This is a genomic window from Aeromicrobium sp. Sec7.5, from assembly GCF_036867135.1.
GTDB lineage: Bacteria > Actinomycetota > Actinomycetes > Propionibacteriales > Nocardioidaceae > Aeromicrobium.
The window spans coordinates 1422777-1440729 of the sequence record NZ_JBAJIJ010000001.1 but is presented as its reverse complement, the minus strand read 5'-3'; the positions used below and the strand labels follow the sequence as shown (position 1 = coordinate 1440729).

The 17953-nt window shown below is 70.7% G+C and carries 11 protein-coding genes; 5 read left to right on the top strand and 6 right to left on the bottom strand.

The features are described 5' to 3' along the window. Positions 1-63: 63 nt before the first annotated feature. Both V6S66_RS07190 and gltB read right to left on the bottom strand, forming a co-directional pair. Complete coding sequence (locus V6S66_RS07190; protein ID WP_334206062.1) at positions 64-1542, bottom strand: glutamate synthase subunit beta; 1479 nt, start codon at positions 1540-1542, stop codon at positions 64-66. Next, on the bottom strand, positions 1535-6073 hold the full coding sequence (gltB, locus tag V6S66_RS07185; protein WP_334206061.1) for a glutamate synthase large subunit: 4539 nt from the start codon (positions 6071-6073) through the stop codon (positions 1535-1537). Before gltB ends, V6S66_RS07190 begins: the two co-directional genes overlap by 8 nt. A gap of 211 nt (positions 6074-6284) precedes the next feature. Between gltB and V6S66_RS07180 the strand changes: the two genes are divergently transcribed. Then, positions 6285-7064, top strand: coding sequence for a DUF4190 domain-containing protein (locus V6S66_RS07180; RefSeq protein ID WP_334206060.1), 780 nt, complete (start codon positions 6285-6287; stop codon positions 7062-7064). Positions 7065-7083: 19 nt separating this feature from the next. On the opposite strand, the gene hflX is transcribed toward V6S66_RS07180, so the two are convergent. From hflX to miaA, 3 genes are read right to left on the bottom strand one after another with little or no spacing between them, the layout of a single operon-like run. After that, complete coding sequence (gene hflX, locus V6S66_RS07175) at positions 7084-8517, bottom strand: GTPase HflX (RefSeq protein WP_334206059.1); 1434 nt, start codon at positions 8515-8517, stop codon at positions 7084-7086. Then, positions 8514-9359, bottom strand: coding sequence for a diaminopimelate epimerase (gene dapF / locus V6S66_RS07170; RefSeq protein ID WP_334206058.1), 846 nt, complete (start codon positions 9357-9359; stop codon positions 8514-8516). The genes hflX and dapF overlap by 4 nt, the downstream gene beginning before the upstream one ends. Before the next feature lie 9 nt (positions 9360-9368). Further along, positions 9369-10295 carry a tRNA (adenosine(37)-N6)-dimethylallyltransferase MiaA gene (miaA, locus tag V6S66_RS07165; RefSeq protein ID WP_334206057.1) on the bottom strand — a complete coding sequence of 309 codons (927 nt, stop codon included), beginning with the start codon at positions 10293-10295 and terminating at the stop codon, positions 9369-9371. 47 nt (positions 10296-10342) lie between these two features. Here miaA and V6S66_RS07160 point away from each other — a divergent pair, with 47 nt between their 5' ends. The 3 genes from V6S66_RS07160 to V6S66_RS07150 all read left to right on the top strand — a co-directional run bounded on the left by V6S66_RS07160 (position 10343) and on the right by V6S66_RS07150 (position 15916). Continuing rightward, positions 10343-10918 carry a hypothetical protein gene (locus V6S66_RS07160; protein ID WP_334206056.1) on the top strand — a complete coding sequence of 192 codons (576 nt, stop codon included), beginning with the start codon at positions 10343-10345 and terminating at the stop codon, positions 10916-10918. Positions 10919-11003: 85 nt separating this feature from the next. After that, complete coding sequence (locus V6S66_RS07155) at positions 11004-13883, top strand: MMPL family transporter (protein WP_334206055.1); 2880 nt, start codon at positions 11004-11006, stop codon at positions 13881-13883. Next, positions 13883-15916, top strand: coding sequence for a YhgE/Pip domain-containing protein (locus V6S66_RS07150; RefSeq protein ID WP_334206054.1), 2034 nt, complete (start codon positions 13883-13885; stop codon positions 15914-15916). The genes V6S66_RS07155 and V6S66_RS07150 overlap by 1 nt, the downstream gene beginning before the upstream one ends. 3 nt (positions 15917-15919) lie before the next feature. Here V6S66_RS07150 and miaB read toward each other — a convergent pair whose 3' ends face one another. Further along, positions 15920-17401: a tRNA (N6-isopentenyl adenosine(37)-C2)-methylthiotransferase MiaB gene (gene miaB, locus V6S66_RS07145; protein WP_334206053.1), complete on the bottom strand. Its 1482-nt coding sequence runs from the start codon at positions 17399-17401 to the stop codon at positions 15920-15922. Positions 17402-17535: 134 nt separating this feature from the next. Here miaB and V6S66_RS07140 point away from each other — a divergent pair, with 134 nt between their 5' ends. Beyond that, positions 17536-17925, top strand: a complete 390-nt coding sequence (locus V6S66_RS07140) for a MerR family transcriptional regulator (protein WP_334206052.1) — start codon at positions 17536-17538, stop codon at positions 17923-17925. Positions 17926-17953 lie beyond the last annotated feature (28 nt).

Sequence of the window (17953 nt, the reverse complement as noted above, 5' to 3'; positions counted from 1 at the left end):
TGGTCAGGAGAGAACAAAGTCTCTCCTGACCACCAACAAAGTCTCTCGCGAGCGGTACTCCCCCTAGACGACGAGGGGGCGGGCGGTGGGCGGGATCGGGGACGGGAGCGTCGTGGAGCCCTGGAGGTAGGCGTCGACGCCGGCGGCGGCGCCTCGACCCTCGGCGATGGCCCACACGATGAGCGACTGACCACGGCCGCAGTCACCCGCGACGAAGACGCCGGGCACGCTCGACATGTAGTTCTTGTCGCGCTTGACGTTGCCGCGCTCGTCGAGCGCGACACCGAGTTGCGACACGACACCGTCGGTCTCCGGGCCGGTGAAGCCCATCGCGAACAGCACGAGCTGCGCCGGGATGACCCGCTCGGTGCCCTCGACCTCGGTGAACTTCCCGTCGACCATCTCGACCTCGCTGATGCGCAGGCCGCTGACGTTGCCGTCGTCGTCGCCGATGAACTCCTTGGTGGAGACCGCGTAGACCCGGTCGCCGCCCTCCTCGTGCGCCGAGGCGATGCGGTACGTCATGGGGTAGGTCGGCCACGGCTGGTTCTCGGCGCGCTCCTCCCCCGGCTGCGGCATGATCTCGAGGCTCGTGATGCTGCGCGCGCCCTGACGGATCGAGGTGCCGAGGCAGTCGGCGCCGGTGTCGCCGCCGCCGATGATGACGACGTCCTTGTCGGTCGCGACGATCTGGTCGGAGCCGTCCTTGGTGGGCTCCTCGCCGAGCGCGACGCGGTTGGCCTGCGGCAGGAAGTCCATCGCCTGGTGGATGCCGGCGTTCTCACGCCCGTCGATCGGCAGGTCGCGGCGCACCGTGGCACCCGTGGCGATGACGACGGCGTCGTAACGGTCGCGCAGCTGGCTTCCGGTCAGGGTCTCGCCGACCTTCACGCCGGTGCGGAAGACCGTGCCCTCGCGCTGCATCTGGGTGATGCGGCGGTCGACCTGGACCTTCTCCATCTTGAACTCGGGGATGCCGTAGCGCAGCAGCCCGCCGGGCTTGTCGTCACGCTCGTAGACCGCGACGGTGTGCCCCGCGCGGGTCAGCTGCTGGGCGACCGCGAGGCCCGCGGGACCCGAACCGATGACCGCGACCGTGCGCCCGGTGAGGAACTCCGGGGCCTGGGGCTTGACGTTGTTCTGCTCCCAGGCCTTGTCGATGATCGAGACCTCGACGTTCTTGATCGTGACGGGGTCGCGGTTGATGCCGACGACGCACGCCGTCTCGCAGGGTGCCGGGCACAACCGACCCGTGAACTCCGGGAAGTTGTTGGTGCGGTGCAGACGCTCGATCGCGTCGTCCCAGTCGTCGCGCCAGACCAGGTCGTTCCACTCCGGGATCAGGTTGCCGAGCGGGCAGCCCTGGTGGCAGAACGGGATGCCGCAGTCCATGCAGCGTCCCGCCTGCTCGGAGATGATCGGCAGCAGGGCCTTGCCGGCGCCGCCGGGATAGACCTCGTTCCAGTCGTTGACGCGCTCCTCGACCGGACGGCGTCCGGCCACCTCGCGCGGCGTCGTGATGAATCCCCGGGGATCAGCCATTCGCGGCCACCTCCATCATGCGTGCGGTCGTCTCGTCGTCGGACAGCCCTTCGGCCTGGGCGGCGGCCTGTGCCTCGAGCACCTTGCGGAAGTTGACCGGCATGATCTCGACGAAGCGCGCCAGCGCTGCCGGCCAGTCGGCCAACAGACGTTCGGCGAGCTCCGAGCCGGTCTCCTCGGCGTGCTTGCGCACGAGCTCGTGCAGCTCCTCGGCACTCTCGGTCGGGACAGCGCGCGTCTCGACCATCTCGCGGTTCACGATGGACTCGTCGAGGTCGAGGACCCAGGCGATGCCCCCGCTCATGCCGGCGGCGATGTTGCGGCCGGTCGGGCCGAGGATCGCGACACGACCACCGGTCATGTACTCCAGCGCGTGGTCGCCCACGCCCTCGACGACCGCCTTGGCGCCGGAGTTGCGGACGCAGAAGCGTTCGCCGACCCGGCCCCGCAAGAAGATCTCACCGCCCGTGGCACCGAAACCGATGACGTTGCCGGCCACGATGTGGTCCTCTGCGACGAGCTTGGCCTCGCGCGGCGGTCGCACGATCAGCCGGCCGCCCGAGAGGCCCTTGCCGACGTAGTCGTTGCCGTCGCCCTCGAGGCGCAGCGTGATGCCGCGTGGCACGAACGCGCCGAACGACTGGCCGGCCGCACCCGTGAAGGTGATGTCGATCGTGTCGTCGGGCAGGCCCTCGCCGCGGTAGCGCTTGGTGACCTCGTGGCCGAGCATCGTCCCGGTCGTGCGGTTGACGTTGCGGATCGGGAGCTGGGCCCGGACCGGCTCGCCCCGCTCCAGCGCGTCGGTGCTGAGCGCGATGAGCTCCTGGTCGAGCGCCTTGTCGAGTCCGTGGTCCTGCGTCGTGACGCAGTGGCGCGCGGCGCCCTCCGGCAGGTCGGGCACGTGGAAGATGGGCGACAGGTCGAGGCCCTGGGCCTTCCAGTGGTCGACGGCGCGGCGCGTGTCGAGGACCTCGGCGTGCCCGACGGCCTCCTCGATCGTGCGGAACCCGAGCTCGGCGAGGATCTCGCGGACCTCCTGCGCGATGAACTCGAAGAAGTTCACGACGTACTCGGCCTTGCCGGAGTACTTCTCGCGCAGCTGCTGGTTCTGCGTCGCGACGCCCACGGGGCAGGTGTCGAGGTGACAGACGCGCATCATGATGCAGCCGCTCACGACCAGCGGGGCCGTGGCGAAGCCGAACTCCTCCGCGCCGAGCAGCGCGGCGATGACGACGTCGCGGCCGGTCTTGAGCTGGCCGTCGCACTGCACGACGATGCGGTCGCGCAGGAGGTTGAGCAGCAGGGTCTGCTGCGTCTCGGCCAGCCCGAGCTCCCAGGGGCCTCCCGCGTGCTTGAGCGAGGTGAGGGGCGAGGCGCCGGTGCCACCGTCGTGGCCCGAGATGAGCACGACGTCGGCCTTGGCCTTCGACACGCCCGCCGCGACCGTGCCCACGCCGACCTCGGACACGAGCTTGACGTGCACACGCGCGACCGGGTTGGCGTTCTTCAGGTCGTGGATGAGCTGCTTGAGATCCTCGATCGAGTAGATGTCGTGGTGCGGCGGCGGGCTGATCAGGCCCACACCCGGCGTGGAGTGCCGCGTCTTCGCGACCCACGGGTACACCTTCGGGCCGGGGAGCTGTCCGCCCTCACCGGGCTTGGCGCCCTGGGCCATCTTGATCTGGATGTCGTCGGCGTTCGTCAGGTACTCCGACGTGACGCCGAAGCGGCCCGACGCGACCTGCTTGATCGAGGAGCGACGCTCCGGGTCGTACAGGCGCTCGGGATCCTCGCCACCCTCGCCGGTGTTGGACTTGCCGCCGAGGCGGTTCATCGCGATCGCCAGGGTCTCGTGCGCCTCCTGGCTGATCGAGCCGTAGCTCATCGCGCCGGTCGAGAAGCGCTTGACGATCGCAGCGACCGGCTCGACCTCGTCGATCGGGATCGACGGACGCTCACCGTCCTTGAAGGCGAACAGTCCGCGCAGCGTCATGAGGCGCTCGGACTGGTCGTCGACGCGGGAGGTGTACTGCTTGAAGACGTCGTACCGACCCGTGCGGGTCGAGTGCTGCAGACGGAACACCGTCTCGGGGTCGAAGAGGTGCTCCGGGCCCTCGCGACGCCACTGGTACTCGCCGCCGACCTCGAGCTGGCGCGGGCCGACGATGCCGGACATCGGGTAGGCGACCGCGTGCCGGGCGGCGACCTCGGCCGCGATGACGTCGAGGCCGACGCCGCCGAGCTTGCTGGACGTGCCGGTGAAGTACGCGTCGATGACGTCCTGCGACAGTCCGATGCACTCGAAGATCTGGGCGCCGGTGTACGACGACACCGTCGAGACGCCCATCTTGCTCATGACCTTGAGGACGCCCTTGCCGAGGCCGTAGACGATGTGGCGCGCGGCCTTGGCGGGCTCGACACCCTGCACGAAGACGCCCTCGCGAGCGAGGTCCTCTCCGGTCTCCAGTGCGAGGTACGGGTTGACCGCCGTCGCGCCGAACCCGATCAGCAGCGCGACGTGGTGGACCTCGCGCACGTCACCGGTCTCGACGATCAGGCCGGCCTGCGTGCGCAACTTCTCGCGCACCATGTGGTGGTGCACCGCACCCGTCAGCAGCAGCGACGGGATCGGTGCGAGATCGGCGTTGGAGTGGCGGTCCGACAGCACGATGATGCGGCTGCCATCGGCGACCGCGCGCGACACGTCCGCGCAGATCTCGTCGATCTTCTCCTTGAGTGCGCGTCCACCACCGGCGACGTCGTAGAGGCCGCGCACGACGTGCACGCTGAACCCCGGCATGTCGCCGTCCTTGTTCATGTGCCGGATCTTGGCGAGCTCGTCGTTGTCGATGACCGGGAACGGGAGCTGCAGCATGCGGCAGCTCGCCGGACTCGGGTCCAGGAGGTTCTTCTCCGGACCCATCGTGCCCGCCAGCGAGGTGACGATCTCCTCGCGGATCGAGTCGAGCGGCGGGTTCGTGACCTGGGCGAACAGCTGCGAGAAGTAGTCGAACAGCTGGCGCGGACGGTCCGAGATCGCCGCGATCGGGGTGTCGGTGCCCATCGATCCGATGGCCTCGGCACCCGTGCGCGCGATCGGCGCGACGAGCTTGCGCACCTCCTCCTCGGTGTAGCCGAAGACCTGCTGCCGACGCGTGACCGAGGCGTGCGTGTGCACGATGTGCTCCAGGTCGGGCAGGTCCTCGAAGCGGACCAGACCCGAGTAGAGCCACTCGTCGTAGGGGTGCTCGGAGGCGAGGGCGCCCTTGATCTCCTCGTCCTCGATGATGCGGTGCTCCTCGAGGTCGAGCAGGAACATCCGGCCCGGCTCGAGACGCCCCTTGCGGACGATCGAGGCCTGGTCGAGGTCGAGCACGCCGGCCTCGGAGGCCAGCACGACGAGGCCGTCGTCGGTGACCCAGAAGCGGCCCGGACGCAGGCCGTTACGGTCCAGGACCGCACCGATCTGGGTGCCGTCGGTGAACGTCACGCAGGCGGGACCGTCCCACGCCTCCATGATCGACGAGTGGAACTCGTAGAACGCGCGGCGGGCGGGATCCATGACCGTGTCGTTCTCCCACGACTCCGGGATCATCATCATGACCGCGTGGGGAAGGCTCCGGCCGCCGAGGTGCAGCAGCTCCAGCACCTCGTCGAGCGAGGCGGTGTCGCTGCCGTGCGGGTCACAGATCGGGAAGAGCCTCGAGATGTCGCCCGGGATGAGCTCGCTGTCGAGCAGCGCCTCACGGGCCCGCATCCAGTTGCGGTTGCCGCGGGCGGTGTTGATCTCGCCGTTGTGCGCCACGAAGCGAAACGGGTGGGCCAGCGGCCAGCTCGGGAACGTGTTGGTGGAGAACCGGCTGTGCACGATGGCCAGCGCGGACTCCATCCGCTCATCACACAGGTCGGGGTAGAACGCGTCGAGCTGCTCGGTCGTGAGCATGCCCTTGTAGACGAACGTGCGCGCCGACAACGACGGGAAGTAGACGTCGTTCTCGTGCTCGGCACGCTTGCGCAGGCCGTACGCGTGACGGTCGAGCTCGACGCCCTCCAGCGAGCCGTCGGGCGAGGTCACGAACAGGGTCGAGAAGCTGGGCATCGCGCCGAGCGCCATGTTGCCCAGGATCGACGGGTCGACCGGCACGTCGCGCCAGCCGAGGAACGTGAGACCTTCCTCGGCGGTCAGGGACTCGATCGCGGCCTTGGCCTCGGCGGCGCGCTCGGCGTCGGCCGGGAGGTAGGCGATGCCCGCCGCGTAGCGACCCGCCGCAGGCAGATCGAAGTCGGCGACGCCGCGCAGGAAGCGGTCCGGGACCTGGAGCAGGATGCCCGCGCCGTCGCCGGTGTCGGGCTCGCCGCCGACCGCACCGCGGTGATCGAGGTTGCGCAGCGCCGTGAGGCCCTTCGCGACGATGTCGTTGCTCGCCACTCCCGTGAGGGTGGCGACGAACGCGACACCACAGGCGTCGTGCTCGTTGGCCGGGTCGTAGAGGCCCTGGGCGGTGGGAAGGCTGGAGTACAAGGCGCTCACAAGAGTCCCCTTCAGCGTCGTCGACAAGTCGTGCATTCCGTGGACGACGTTGGCCGCGGCAGCAGTCCATCATGACACGTGGCCGACACGCCGACGAATCAGGCTCGCCTCATCCCCGATGATTCGCCCCGCGGTGGCCCCTGCCGGCCCTACCCTGTCCCGAACCTGTGCCTCCGTACAGCATCCTTCTCCTTCGACAGGACCGCAGCCCGTGACCGACGCCCCGCCGCCCGGCGGCCCCGACCGCGATGCGTTCGGCCAGCCCGTGCAGACGCCGCCCCAGGGACCCCCGGGCTACCCGCCGCAGCACTGGTACCCCGCCTACCCGCCCATCCCGTCGGGGATGCCGCCCCACGGCGACGACGCCGACAGCTCGCGGACCAAGGCCGTCTGGGCCCTGGTGCTCGCGATCCTTCCGCTGTGCGGCATCTCGTGGATCGTCTCGGTCGTGCTCGCGATCCTGGTGCTCGCAGGCCCGAATGACGGCCGGCGCCGTGGACGCGGCATGGCGTGGGCGTCGATCGTCATCGTCGTGGTGTGGATCATCGCCAGTGTCGTCGCCGCGGTCCTCGTCATCGCCTTGGCACCGGCCGATCGTGACGACGACGGTGAGGTCACGTCCGAGGGCGAGGTCTTCGCCGAGGACCTGCAGGTCGGTGACTGCTTCTCCGAGGACCTCGGGAGCGGCGAGGATGAGGTCTACACCGTGTCCGCGACTCCGTGCGACGAGCCGCACAACGCCGAGGTCTTCCACGAGTTCGACCTCGATGACGGCGACTACCCGGCCGAGTCCGACATCTGGGACCTGGCAGACGAGGGGTGCTACGCAGCGTTCGAGCCCTGGGTCGGCCAGTCGTACGAGGACTCCGACCTGGACTTCAGCTACTACTACCCGACGATCCAGTCGTGGAAGTACGACGACCGTGCCATCAGCTGCGTCGTGCTGGCCCGGGACGACGTCACCGGCACGCTGGAGGGCAGCGGTCGCTGACGCTCGGCGGCAGAGGACGTCAGACGGTGTAGTCGGCCAGCTCGTGCGCGAGCTGCTCCCCCACGCGTGCGACGACATGGGTGCCGTCGGCCTCGTGGGTGATGGTCTCGATGTCGCCCGAGGTGTGGATCTGGTTGAGCAGGTCGCCGCGCTCGTACGGCAGGACCAGCGTGACCTGCACGGCGGGGCGGGGCAGGTCGGCCTCGATCGCGCCGAGCAGCTCGTCGATGCCCTCGCCCGTGCGAGCGCTGACGACGACCGCGTGCGGCTCGCGGGTCAGCAGGCGGGCCAGCGCCACCGGGTCGGCCTCGTCGGCCTTGTTGACCACGACGATCTCCGGCACGTCGATCGCCTCGATGTCGGCGAACACCTCGCGCACGGCCGCCAGCTGACCCTCGGGGTCGGGGTGGGAGCCGTCGACGACGTGCAGCACCAGGTCGGCGTCGCCGACCTCCTCGAGCGTGGATCGGAACGCCTCGACCAGCTGGTGCGGGAGGTGCCGCACGAACCCGACGGTGTCCGACAGCGTGTAGACCCGTCCGTCGGAGGTCTCGGTGCGGCGCGTCGTGGGGTCGAGCGTGGCGAACAGGGCGTCCTCCACGAGCACGCCGGCGCCCGTGAGCCGGTTCAGGAGGCTGGACTTGCCAGCGTTGGTGTAGCCGGCGATCGTGACCGACGGCACCTCATGACGACGGCGGTTGGCCTTCTTGGTGTCGCGGGTCGTGCTGAGGTGCGCGAGCTCACGGCGCAGCTTGGCCATCTTGGCCTGGATGCGTCGGCGATCGGTCTCGAGCTTGGTCTCGCCGGGGCCTCGACCGCCGATGCCCTCGCCGCCGGCAGCACGTCCGCCGGCCTGGCGCGACAGGTTGCCGCCCCAGCCCCGGAGACGCTGCGTCTGGTACTGCAGCTGGGCGAGCTCGACCTGGGCCTTGCCCTCGGCGCTCTTGGCGTGCTGGGCGAAGATGTCGAGGATCAGGGCGACCCGGTCGACGACCTTGACCTTGACCCGGTCCTCGAGGTTGCGGAGCTGGCTCGGCGCCAGCTCGCCGTCGCAGATCACGGTGTCGGCTCCGGTGGCCTCCACGATCTCGTGCAGCTCGGCGACCTTGCCGCTGCCGATGTACGTGGCCGGGTCCGGTCGCGACCGACGCTGGATCATCGCGTCGAGGACTTCTGACCCTGCGGTCTCCGCGAGCAGTTTGAGCTCGGCCAAGGAGTTCTCGGCGTCCTCGGCGCTGCCCTCGGTCCAGACGCCCACGAGCACGACACGCTCCAGGCGCAGCTGCCGGTACTCGACCTCGGTGATGTCCTCGAGCTCGGTCCGCAGGCCGGCGACACGACGCAGCGACTGGCGCTCGGCGAGCTCCTGGCCGATCTCCTCGGGCCTGCTGTCCTCGCGAACCGGCTCGACGGAGACCTCGGTGACTTCACGGTCGATGTCGGCCCTGCTCATGCGCGCCACTCCATCTCGCCCGCGGCCACGATGACGGCGGGCCCCTCCAGCACCAGGTGGTCGTCGGCCGTCCACTCGACGTGCACCGTGCCCCCGGGCACGTCGATGCGATAACGCACCGGAGCGTCGGCCGTGGGGAGCGCTCCGTCGGCGAGTGCGGCGGCGACGCCGACGGCGCAGGCGCCCGTGCCGCACGAGCGGGTCTCGCCCGATCCGCGCTCGTGGACGCGCATCGCGACGTGCCGCTCGCCGATCCGCTCGACGAACTCGATGTTGACACCGTCGGGGTAGACGCTCGCGTCGTAGCCGGGCTGCTCGAGCAACGGTCCGGCGTCGGTGACGGCGTCGACGAAGGCCACCGCGTGCGGGTTGCCGGTGTGCACCTCCCGCGCCTTCCAGGCGTGCTGGCCGACCGTGATCTCGGAGACGTCGCCGACCACGAAGGGGCCCATGTCGACCCGGAGGTCGTCGCCGACGACCGTCACGACCTTGACGCCGTCACGGGTGCCGACCGCCACCGGGGCGGCGGGGTCGACGAGTCCCTCCTGGAGGAGGTGGCGCGCGAAGACGCGAACGCCGTTGCCGCACATCTCGCTGACCGAGCCGTCGGCGTTCCGGTAGTCCATGAACCACTCCGCGCCGGTGAGGTCGAGGCCGGGACCGACCTCGATCGCCTCGGTGCGGACGACCCGGAGCACGCCGTCGGCGCCGAGGCCACGGTGGCGGTCGCACAGACCGGCCACGAGGGCCGGGTCGAGGTCGCCCAGCACCTGGCCGTCGTGGTCGGGCAGCAGCACGAAGTCGTTCTCCGTGCCGTGTCCCTTGAGCCAGGTCAGGTGCATCCGTCCAGTCTAGGCCGGAGGGTGTGGACGCGACGCGGCGGCGAGGGCCCGGTCGGTCAGGTCCGGGGCGTCGTGCGGCAGCCACTGCACCCGCGGATCCTTGCCGAACAGCCGTTCCTGACGTCGGGCGAAGCGCTGCGTGCCGAGCACGGTGCGTTCGCGCGCCTGCTGCTCGTCGACCCGTCCGGCGAGCAGGTCGAGCACCTCGGCGTACCCGAGCGCGCGCGAGGCCGTGCGTGACTCGGCGAGTCCACGCGCGGCGAGCGCCCGGACCTCGTCGACGAAGCCCGCCTCCCACATCGCGTCCACCCGAGCGGCGAGGCGCGCGTCGAGCACGTCCCGAGGTGCCGCGAGGCCCACGATCGCGACCGGGCCGATGACCGACTCGTAGGCCGGCATGTGCGCGCGGAACGGCTGGCCCGTCAGCTCGACGACCTCGAGCGCGCGGACGATCCTGCGTCCGTTCGAGGCAAGGATCTGCCGGGCTGCCTCCGGGTCCCGCTCGGCCAGGTCCCGGTGCAGGGCCGAGGACCCGATCTCGTCCAGGCGCTGCGCCCAGCGCGCGCGCACCGCGGGATCGGTGCCGGGGAAGTCGAGGTCGTCGAGCACCGCACGGACGTACAGCGACGACCCGCCCACCACGACCGGCACGACCCCACGGTCCCGGCAGTCGTCGATCGCGCGCCGCGCTGCGGTCTGGAACTGGGCGACCGAGGCCGCCTCGGCGAGGTCGAGCACGTCGAGGAGGTGGTGCGGGACCCCGCGGCGATCGGCCACCGGGGTCTTGGCCGTGCCGATGTCGAGGTCGCGGTACAGCTGGTAGGCGTCGGTGCTGATGATCTCGCCGCCGAGGCGCACCGCCAGGTCGATCGCCAGGTCGGACTTGCCGACCCCGGTGGGTCCCACCACGGCCACGACGTGATCGACCCGTCCCATGGCGCCATCCTCGCACCGCCGCACCGATGGCGTGGCACCATGGCCCGGTGGTCGATCCGCTGCCGCCCTATCCCCCTGCGCACGACGCGTGGCGGTTCCCGCCACCGCCGGTGTCGGGTCGCTGGCTCTGGGTGGCGATCGGCGGGGGCGTCGCGGCGACGATCGCGATCGTGGCTCTCGTCGTGACCCTCGTCGTCGCGGGCAGCTCCGACCTGCGTGTCTCGATCGACGAGCCGCAGATCGTGGACGCCGTCGACGCGGGGTGCAGCACGATGGCCGCGGGTGTCGAGCCCGTCTCGGTCGACGGGCTCGACGTCGACCGGCCCAACCGCATCGAGGCCCAGACCGCCGTCGTGCGCGATGTCGTCGCCTCCTGGCGCGAGATCGACGCCGACCTGCGCGCCTCGGACGAGCCCTTCGACGACTGGCTCGATGACTGGGACCGCTTGGTCGAGGCGCGCGACGACTACGTCGCGGAGCTCCGGAGCAACCCGAGCGCGCTCTTCGAGGAGCCCGAGGTCGACGGCGAGCCGATCTCCACGCGGATGGACGCCGTCCTGACCGGATGTCCCGTGCCCGACACGCTGCTGCGTCCCGACGAGGGCATCGCGCGGAACGCCTGAGGACCGCCCGGCGTGTGACCCGGGCGACACCCCGATCCGGTTTGGATACATTGACGTATCGAGTACGGGATCGTATCGTCGACGCGTGTCGACCTTCCTCTACAGCCTGGGACGCTGGGCGTACGACCACCACCGTCGCGTGGTCCTGCTCTGGGTCGCCGCGATCATCGCGGTCGGCGCAGCCGCCGCCGCGCTCGGCGACGGCACGCGCGACTCCTTCGAGATCCCGGGCACCGAGTCGCAGGAAGCGATCAACGCGCTCGACCGGACCTTCCCCGAGCTGAGCGGCGCGGGAGCGACCCTGGTGGTCGTGGCTCCGGAGGGACGCCGGGTCGACGACGCCCGCACCCAGCTGCTCGTCGAGGCCGTGGTCGACGAGATCGGCGCGATCGACGGCGTGACCGAGGTCGTCTCCCCCTACGCCGACGGCAACGACGTCGGTGTCTCGCCCGACGGCGAGGCCGCCCAGGTGCTGGTCCAGTTCAACGTCGGCCTGGAGGCGGTCGACCCGTCGGCCAAGGACGAGCTCGTCGCCTCCTCGACCGATCTCGACGAGGCCGGGTACACGACGGCGTTCGGCGGCGACGTCTTCACCAGCACCGGACCGCAGCTGTCGATCGTGGAGATCTTCGGGGTCGTGATCGCCTTCATCGTGCTGTTCCTGATGTTCCGCTCGCTGCGCGCCGCCGTCATCCCGATCGTCACGGCCCTGGCGGGCGTGATCGTGGCCGTCGGCCTCACCTTCGCGGCGACCGGGTTCGTCACGATCTCGAGCACCGCGCCCCTGCTGGCCCTGATGATCGGCCTCGCGGTCGGGATCGACTACGCCCTCTTCATCGTGTCGCGCCACCGCGAGCTCCTGGGCGAGGGGGTGCCACCTGACGAGGCAGCGGCACGCGCGACGGCCACGGCCGGCTCGGCCGTGGTCTTCGCCGGGGTCACGGTGGTCATCGCCCTCGTGGGACTGAGCATCGCCCGCATCCCGTTCCTGACGGTGATGGGCCTGGTCGCCGCCTTCGCGGTCGTCGTGGCAGTCGCCGTCGCCCTGACACTTCTCCCCGCGATGCTGGGCCGAGCCGGCGAGCGACTGGCGCCCGACCGCGAGCACGCAGCGGGCGCCTTCTCGCGGCGCTGGGTGCAGGCCGTGATCCGGTTCCCCAAGACCGCGATCGTCCTGATCGTCGTCGGTCTCGCGATCACGACGATCCCGGCGCCCGACCTGCGTCTGGCCCTGCCCACCAACGGCTCCGCGCCGCACGACTCGACCCAGCGCCAGGCGTTCGACCTGATCGACGAGCACTTCGGTCCCGGCTTCAACGGACCCCTGCTCGTCACGGCCGACCTCATCACCTCGACCGACCCGCTCGGGGTCGTCGAGGACGTCACGTCCGACATCCGCCGTCTCGACGGAGTGTCCGCCATCGGCCTCTCGACCCCCAACCCGACCGGCGACACCGGCGTCATCCAGGTCTTCCCCACCTCCGGGCCCGATGCCGAGGCGACGCACGACCTCGTCGACCGGCTTCGCGAGCTCGCGCCCGGCTGGGAGGAGGAGCACGGGGTCAGCGTCCAGGTCACCGGCCTCACCGCCGGCGGCATCGACATCTCCGACCGCCTCGAGTCGGCCCTGGTCCCCTTCGGCATCGTCGTCGTCGGCCTCTCGGTGCTCCTGCTGCTGATCGTGTTCCGCAGCCTGGTCGTGCCACTGAAGGCGACGCTGGGCTTCCTGCTCTCGACCGGCGCCTCCTTCGGTGCCGTCGTGGCCGTCTTCCAGTGGGGCTGGCTGGGCCCGCTCGTCAACCTCGACTCCCCCGGACCCCTGATCAGCTTCCTGCCGATCATCCTCATGGCCGTGCTGTTCGGGCTGTCGATGGACTACGAGGTCTTCCTCATGTCGCGCATGAAGGAGGAGTACGTCCGCACGGGCGACCCCCACCGGGCGATCGTCGACGGGTTCGTCGGCAGCTCTCGGGTCGTCACCGCCGCCGCGATCATCATGCTCGCGGTGTTCGCCGCCTTCGTGCCCGACGGCGACCCGAACATCAAGCCCATCGCGTTCGCGCTCGCGATCGGCGTGTTCGTCGACGCGTTCCTGATCCGGATGCTCTTCGCGCCTGCGGTCCTCCAGCTCTTCGGCAACCGGTCGTGGGGCCTGCCGAAGCGGCTCGAGCGGGTCCTGCCCCACATCGACGTCGAGGGCGAGGCTCTGCACCGCCGGGTCGAGCTGCAGTCCTGGCCCCGGCGTGACTCCACCGCCGCCGTCACCGCAGCCGGGCTGACCACGACCGGCCCCCGCGGACCGGTGTTCAACGACGTCGCGATCGACCTGCCGCAGCACCACTGGCTCGTCGTCCACGGCCCGAGCGGATCGGGCAAGACCGCACTCCTGCTGACCATCGCCGGGCGCATGGGCTACGACCAGGGACGACTGCGGGTCAACGGGTACCTGATTCCCCAGGAGTCCCGCGCCGTCCGTCGATCGGTCGCCCTGGCCGAGATGGCCGGTCTGAACGACCTGGACGTCAACCTGACCGTCGACCAGCACATTGCCGAGCGCCTGTCGATCCGCCGGTTCGGGCTCTGGGTCAGCCGGTCCAGGATCGCCCCGGTGCGCCAGCAGCTGGACCGATCGCTCGCCCACGCCCACGCCGTCCGCGGCGTGCCCCACGGGTCGGTCGAGGGCACGGTCCCCGTCGGGCGCCTCACCCCTCTCCAGCGCACGGTCCTGGGCGTCGTGCTCGCCCTGCAGGAATCACCCCGGATCGTCGTGCTCGACGGCGCCGACGACCTGCGCATCGGCGACGACCTGTCCCTGCTCTGGGACGCGCTCGACCACCTCCTCGAGGACTCGGGCACCTCGCTCGTCGCGAGCGTCGTGTCACCGAGCTCCGCACCCCCGCCGTCCGACCGCCTCCACCTGGTGGAGCTGGACACCACCCGCACCCTCGACGAGCTGATGCTGTGATGATCCCCTCCCCATCCCTGCCCTGGTTCGAGCTCGCGCGGTTGCGCCGCAGTCGGCTCGCCCGTGCGGCCGTCGTCGCGGTGACGATCGTGCCGCTGCTCTACGGGGCGCTCTACATCTGGGCCAACCTCGACCCGACCGGCAACCTCGACCAGGTGCGGGCCGCGGTCGTCAACGAGGACGAGATCGTCGAGGTCACCGGCCCCGACGGCACGACCCAGCCGGTCGCGATCGGCCGGGTCCTGGCCGCCGACCTGATCGGTGACGACGACGGGTCGAACTACGACTGGGTCCTGACCGACGCCGAGGACGCCTCGGACGGGCTCGCCTCGGGTGAGTACAAGGCGGTCCTCACGATCCCCGCGAACCTCTCGGCCGCCGCGACCTCGACCTCGGGCGACCCGGCCGAGGCCGTCCAGGGCCAGCTCGACCTGCGCACCAATGACGGCGTGAACTACATCAACGGCACCATCGCCGAACGCATCCTCGACGCGGCCCGCACGGCGCTGAACGCCCAGGTCACCGAGACCTACCTCGACAACGTCTACCTCGGCTTCAGCGACATCCGCGCCTCGCTTCAGGAGGCTGCCGACGGTGCGGCGAAGCTGGCCGGCGGTGCCCGCCAGCTCACCGACGGGACCGCGGCCGCCGAGTCCGGGGCCCAGCAGCTCGCCGACGGCAACCGGGCGCTGGCCGACGGGGCCGCGCAGCTCGACGGCGCCGTGGCGCAGCTCGCGTCGGGCCTCGGCCTGCTCCGCTCGCAGACCAGCACGCTCACACAGGATACGCAGCGACTCGCCGACGGTGCGGGCCAGGTCGCGGCCGGCACCGACCAGATCAACCAGACCGTGCAGTCCGTCACGCAGCAGCTGCTCGATGCGACCAGCAACGCCTCCGCCGACATCGACGCTCTGGCCGCACAACTCACCGCGCTGGCCGACCAGTGCGAGGCCGAGGTCCCGGTCGAGGGCTGTGCCGCCCTGCGCGAGGCTGCCAACCAGTCCGACGAGCTCAAGGCCTTCGTGGGCACGGTCCGCGGCCAGGCCGAGCAGGTACGTGCCGACACCGCGACCCTCGCAGCCGGTGCCAACCAGGTCGCGGCCGGCAACCGCCAGCTCGCCGGTGCGGTCCCGACCCTGATCAGCGCGCTCGACCAGGCCGCGGGCGGGGCCTCGGCCCTGGCCGACGGTTCGGGTCGCCTCGCCGACGGTGCCGCCACGGCGGCCTCCGGAGCAGACGAGCTCGCGGCCGGCGTCGGGCAGCTGGTCGACGGCGCCGAGCAGCTCGTGACCGGTGCGTCCGACCTCGCCGACGGTCTCGCGGACGGTGCTGACGAGGTCCCCGTCTACGGCGACGAGGAGCGCGCGAACCTCGCCTCCACGGTCGCCACCCCGATCGAGGACGCCGCGAAGCGCGTGAACGGCGTCGAGAACTACGGCACCGCGCTCGCCCCGTACTTCATGGCCCTCGCTCTCTGGGTGGGCGCCATGGCGATCTACCTCCTGCTCCGGCCGTTCTCCGACCGGGCGATCGCCTCGACGGCCGGCAGCGCCAGGATCGCGCTGGCCGGACTCGCGCCGGGGGTGGTCCTCTCCGCGGTCCAGGCGCTGCTGCTCGTGGCGGTCGTCGAAGGCGCGGTCGGCATCCAGCCGGCCGACCGACTGCTGCTCGTCGGCACGGCCCTGGCTGCGGGCGTCGTGTTCACGGCGCTCAACCAGATGTTCATCGCCCTCTTCGGTGCTGCGGGGCGCTTCCTCGCCCTCGTCGTCGTCTCCCTGCAGCTGACCTCGGCCGGAGGCACGTACCCGATCGAGACCGCGCCCGGGTTCTTCAACTTCTTCCACGACCTGCTGCCGATGACCTATGTCGTCGATCTGTTCCGCGCGGCGACCGCTGGTGGCGGCCAGTCGGTGGCGCGCGACTTCTCCGCGCTGGGGGTCTTCACGGTGCTGGCCCTGTCGGTCACCGTCATCGCGGCCCACCGTCGCCAGCGGGTCACGATGGGGCGCCTGCACCCCGAGCTGGTCGTCTGAGCGTCAGGTCGCGCAGGCGGGAGCCGGGGGCAGCGCCTCGGGCACGCCGAGGCTCGGCATGCCGAGACCCACGGGCGTGCCGGGCCTGACCTCGGTCGCGCCACGGCGAGCGGCCCACGCGTCGCCGGAAGCGGTGACCCGCACGCCCAACGGCGGGAGGTCGCTCATCAGGTGGTGCGGGGCGGCCGAGGTGATCTCGACCTCCACGACGTCGCCGGGACGCACGGTCTCGTCGCCGGGCACGAAGTGCACGAGGCGGTTGTCGCGAGCACGGCCCGTCAGCCGCTCGGTCGCTCGGTCCTTCTTGCCGCTGGTGTCGGACACGAGCAGCTCGACGCGTCGACCCACGAGCGCGCGGTTCTCGGCCCAGGCGATCTCGTCGACCACCTCGGCCAGGCGCAGGTAGCGCTCCTTGACGACCGCCGGGGAGATCTGGTCGTCGAGGTCGGCCGCCGGCGTGCCCGGCCGTGGCGAGTACTGGAAGGTGAATGCGCTGCTGAACCGGGCCCGGCGCACGACCTCGAGGGTCTGCTCGAAGTCCGCGTCGGTCTCTCCGGGGAACCCGACGATGATGTCGGTCGTGATGGCGGCGTCGGGCATCGCAGCGCGGACCCGGTCGATGATGCCGAGGAACTTCTCACGACGGTAGGACCGGCGCATGCGCTTGAGCACGTCGTCCGAGCCCGACTGCAACGGCATGTGCAGCTGCGGCATGACGTTGGGGGTCTCGGCCATCGCGGCGATGACGTCGTCGGTGAAGTCCTTGGGGTGCGGGCTGGTGAAGCGCACCCGCTCCAGCCCCTCGATGCGGCCGCACGCGCGCAGGAGCTTGCCGAAGGCCTGCTTGTCACCGAACTCCACGCCGTAGGAGTTGACGTTCTGGCCCAGCAGGGTGATCTCGACGACCCCGTCGGCCACGAGGGCCTCGACCTCCGCGAGCACGTCACCGGGGCGACGGTCGCGCTCCTTGCCGCGCAGGCTCGGGACGATGCAGAACGTGCACGTGTTGTTGCAGCCGACGCTGATCGAGACCCACGCCGCGAACACGGAGTCGCGCTTGGTCGGCAGGGTCGACGGGAAGGTCTCGAGCGACTCGAGGATCTCGACCTGGGCCTCGGACTGCACCCGGGCACGCTCGAGCAGCACCGGCAGGGACCCCACGTTGTGGGTGCCGAAGACGACGTCGACCCACGGGGCCTTCTCCGTGATCGTCGCGCGGTCCTTCTGCGCGAGGCAGCCGCCGACGGCCACCTGCATGCCGGGCTTCTCCGCCTTGAGGCTGGCGACGTGCCCCAGGTTGCCGTACAGCTTGTTGTCGGCGTTCTCGCGCACGGCGCAGGTGTTGAACACGACGAGATCGGGCGTGCCACCGCCGGCCTTCTCGGCGGCGGTGTACCCGGCCGTCTCGAGCAGACCACTGATCCGCTCGGAGTCGTGCACGTTCATCTGGCACCCGTAGGTGCGCACCTCGTAGGTCTTCGTCATGGCCCGTCAAGGATACGCGTCGGCCACCGGGAGCGGCGAGACGTACAGCCACGCCTCGTGATGCGGCACGACGCCGGTGACCCCCGGATCTGCGCATCGGTGCACCATGGGGCCGGGTGGGCAAGACTGGCGTCATGTCGCGCACGGGACGATCCATCGCCGAGTCAGCCACCGAGCTCGGCGTGTCGGCCGACACGCTGCGGTACTACGAGCGGGACGGGTTGCTGCTGCGTCCGGTGCCTCGCGACGTCAGCGGTCACCGCAGGTACGAGGAGGCCGACCTGCGCTGGGTCGAGCTGGTCACGAGACTCCGCTCGACCGGCATGCCGATCCGTGACGTCCGACGCTATGCCGACCTCGTCAGGGCCGGCGCGGGCAACGAGGCCGATCGCCTGGACGTCCTGATGACGCACCGCGACCAGGTGCTGCGGCAGCTGGCCGAGGTCACGACCCACCTCGCGGCGATCGACACCAAGATCGCGACCTATCAGGACCGTCTCGCTCCCCGCGAGAAGTCGGCCTGATCGTGGGCTTGACCTGGAGTGCACTCCA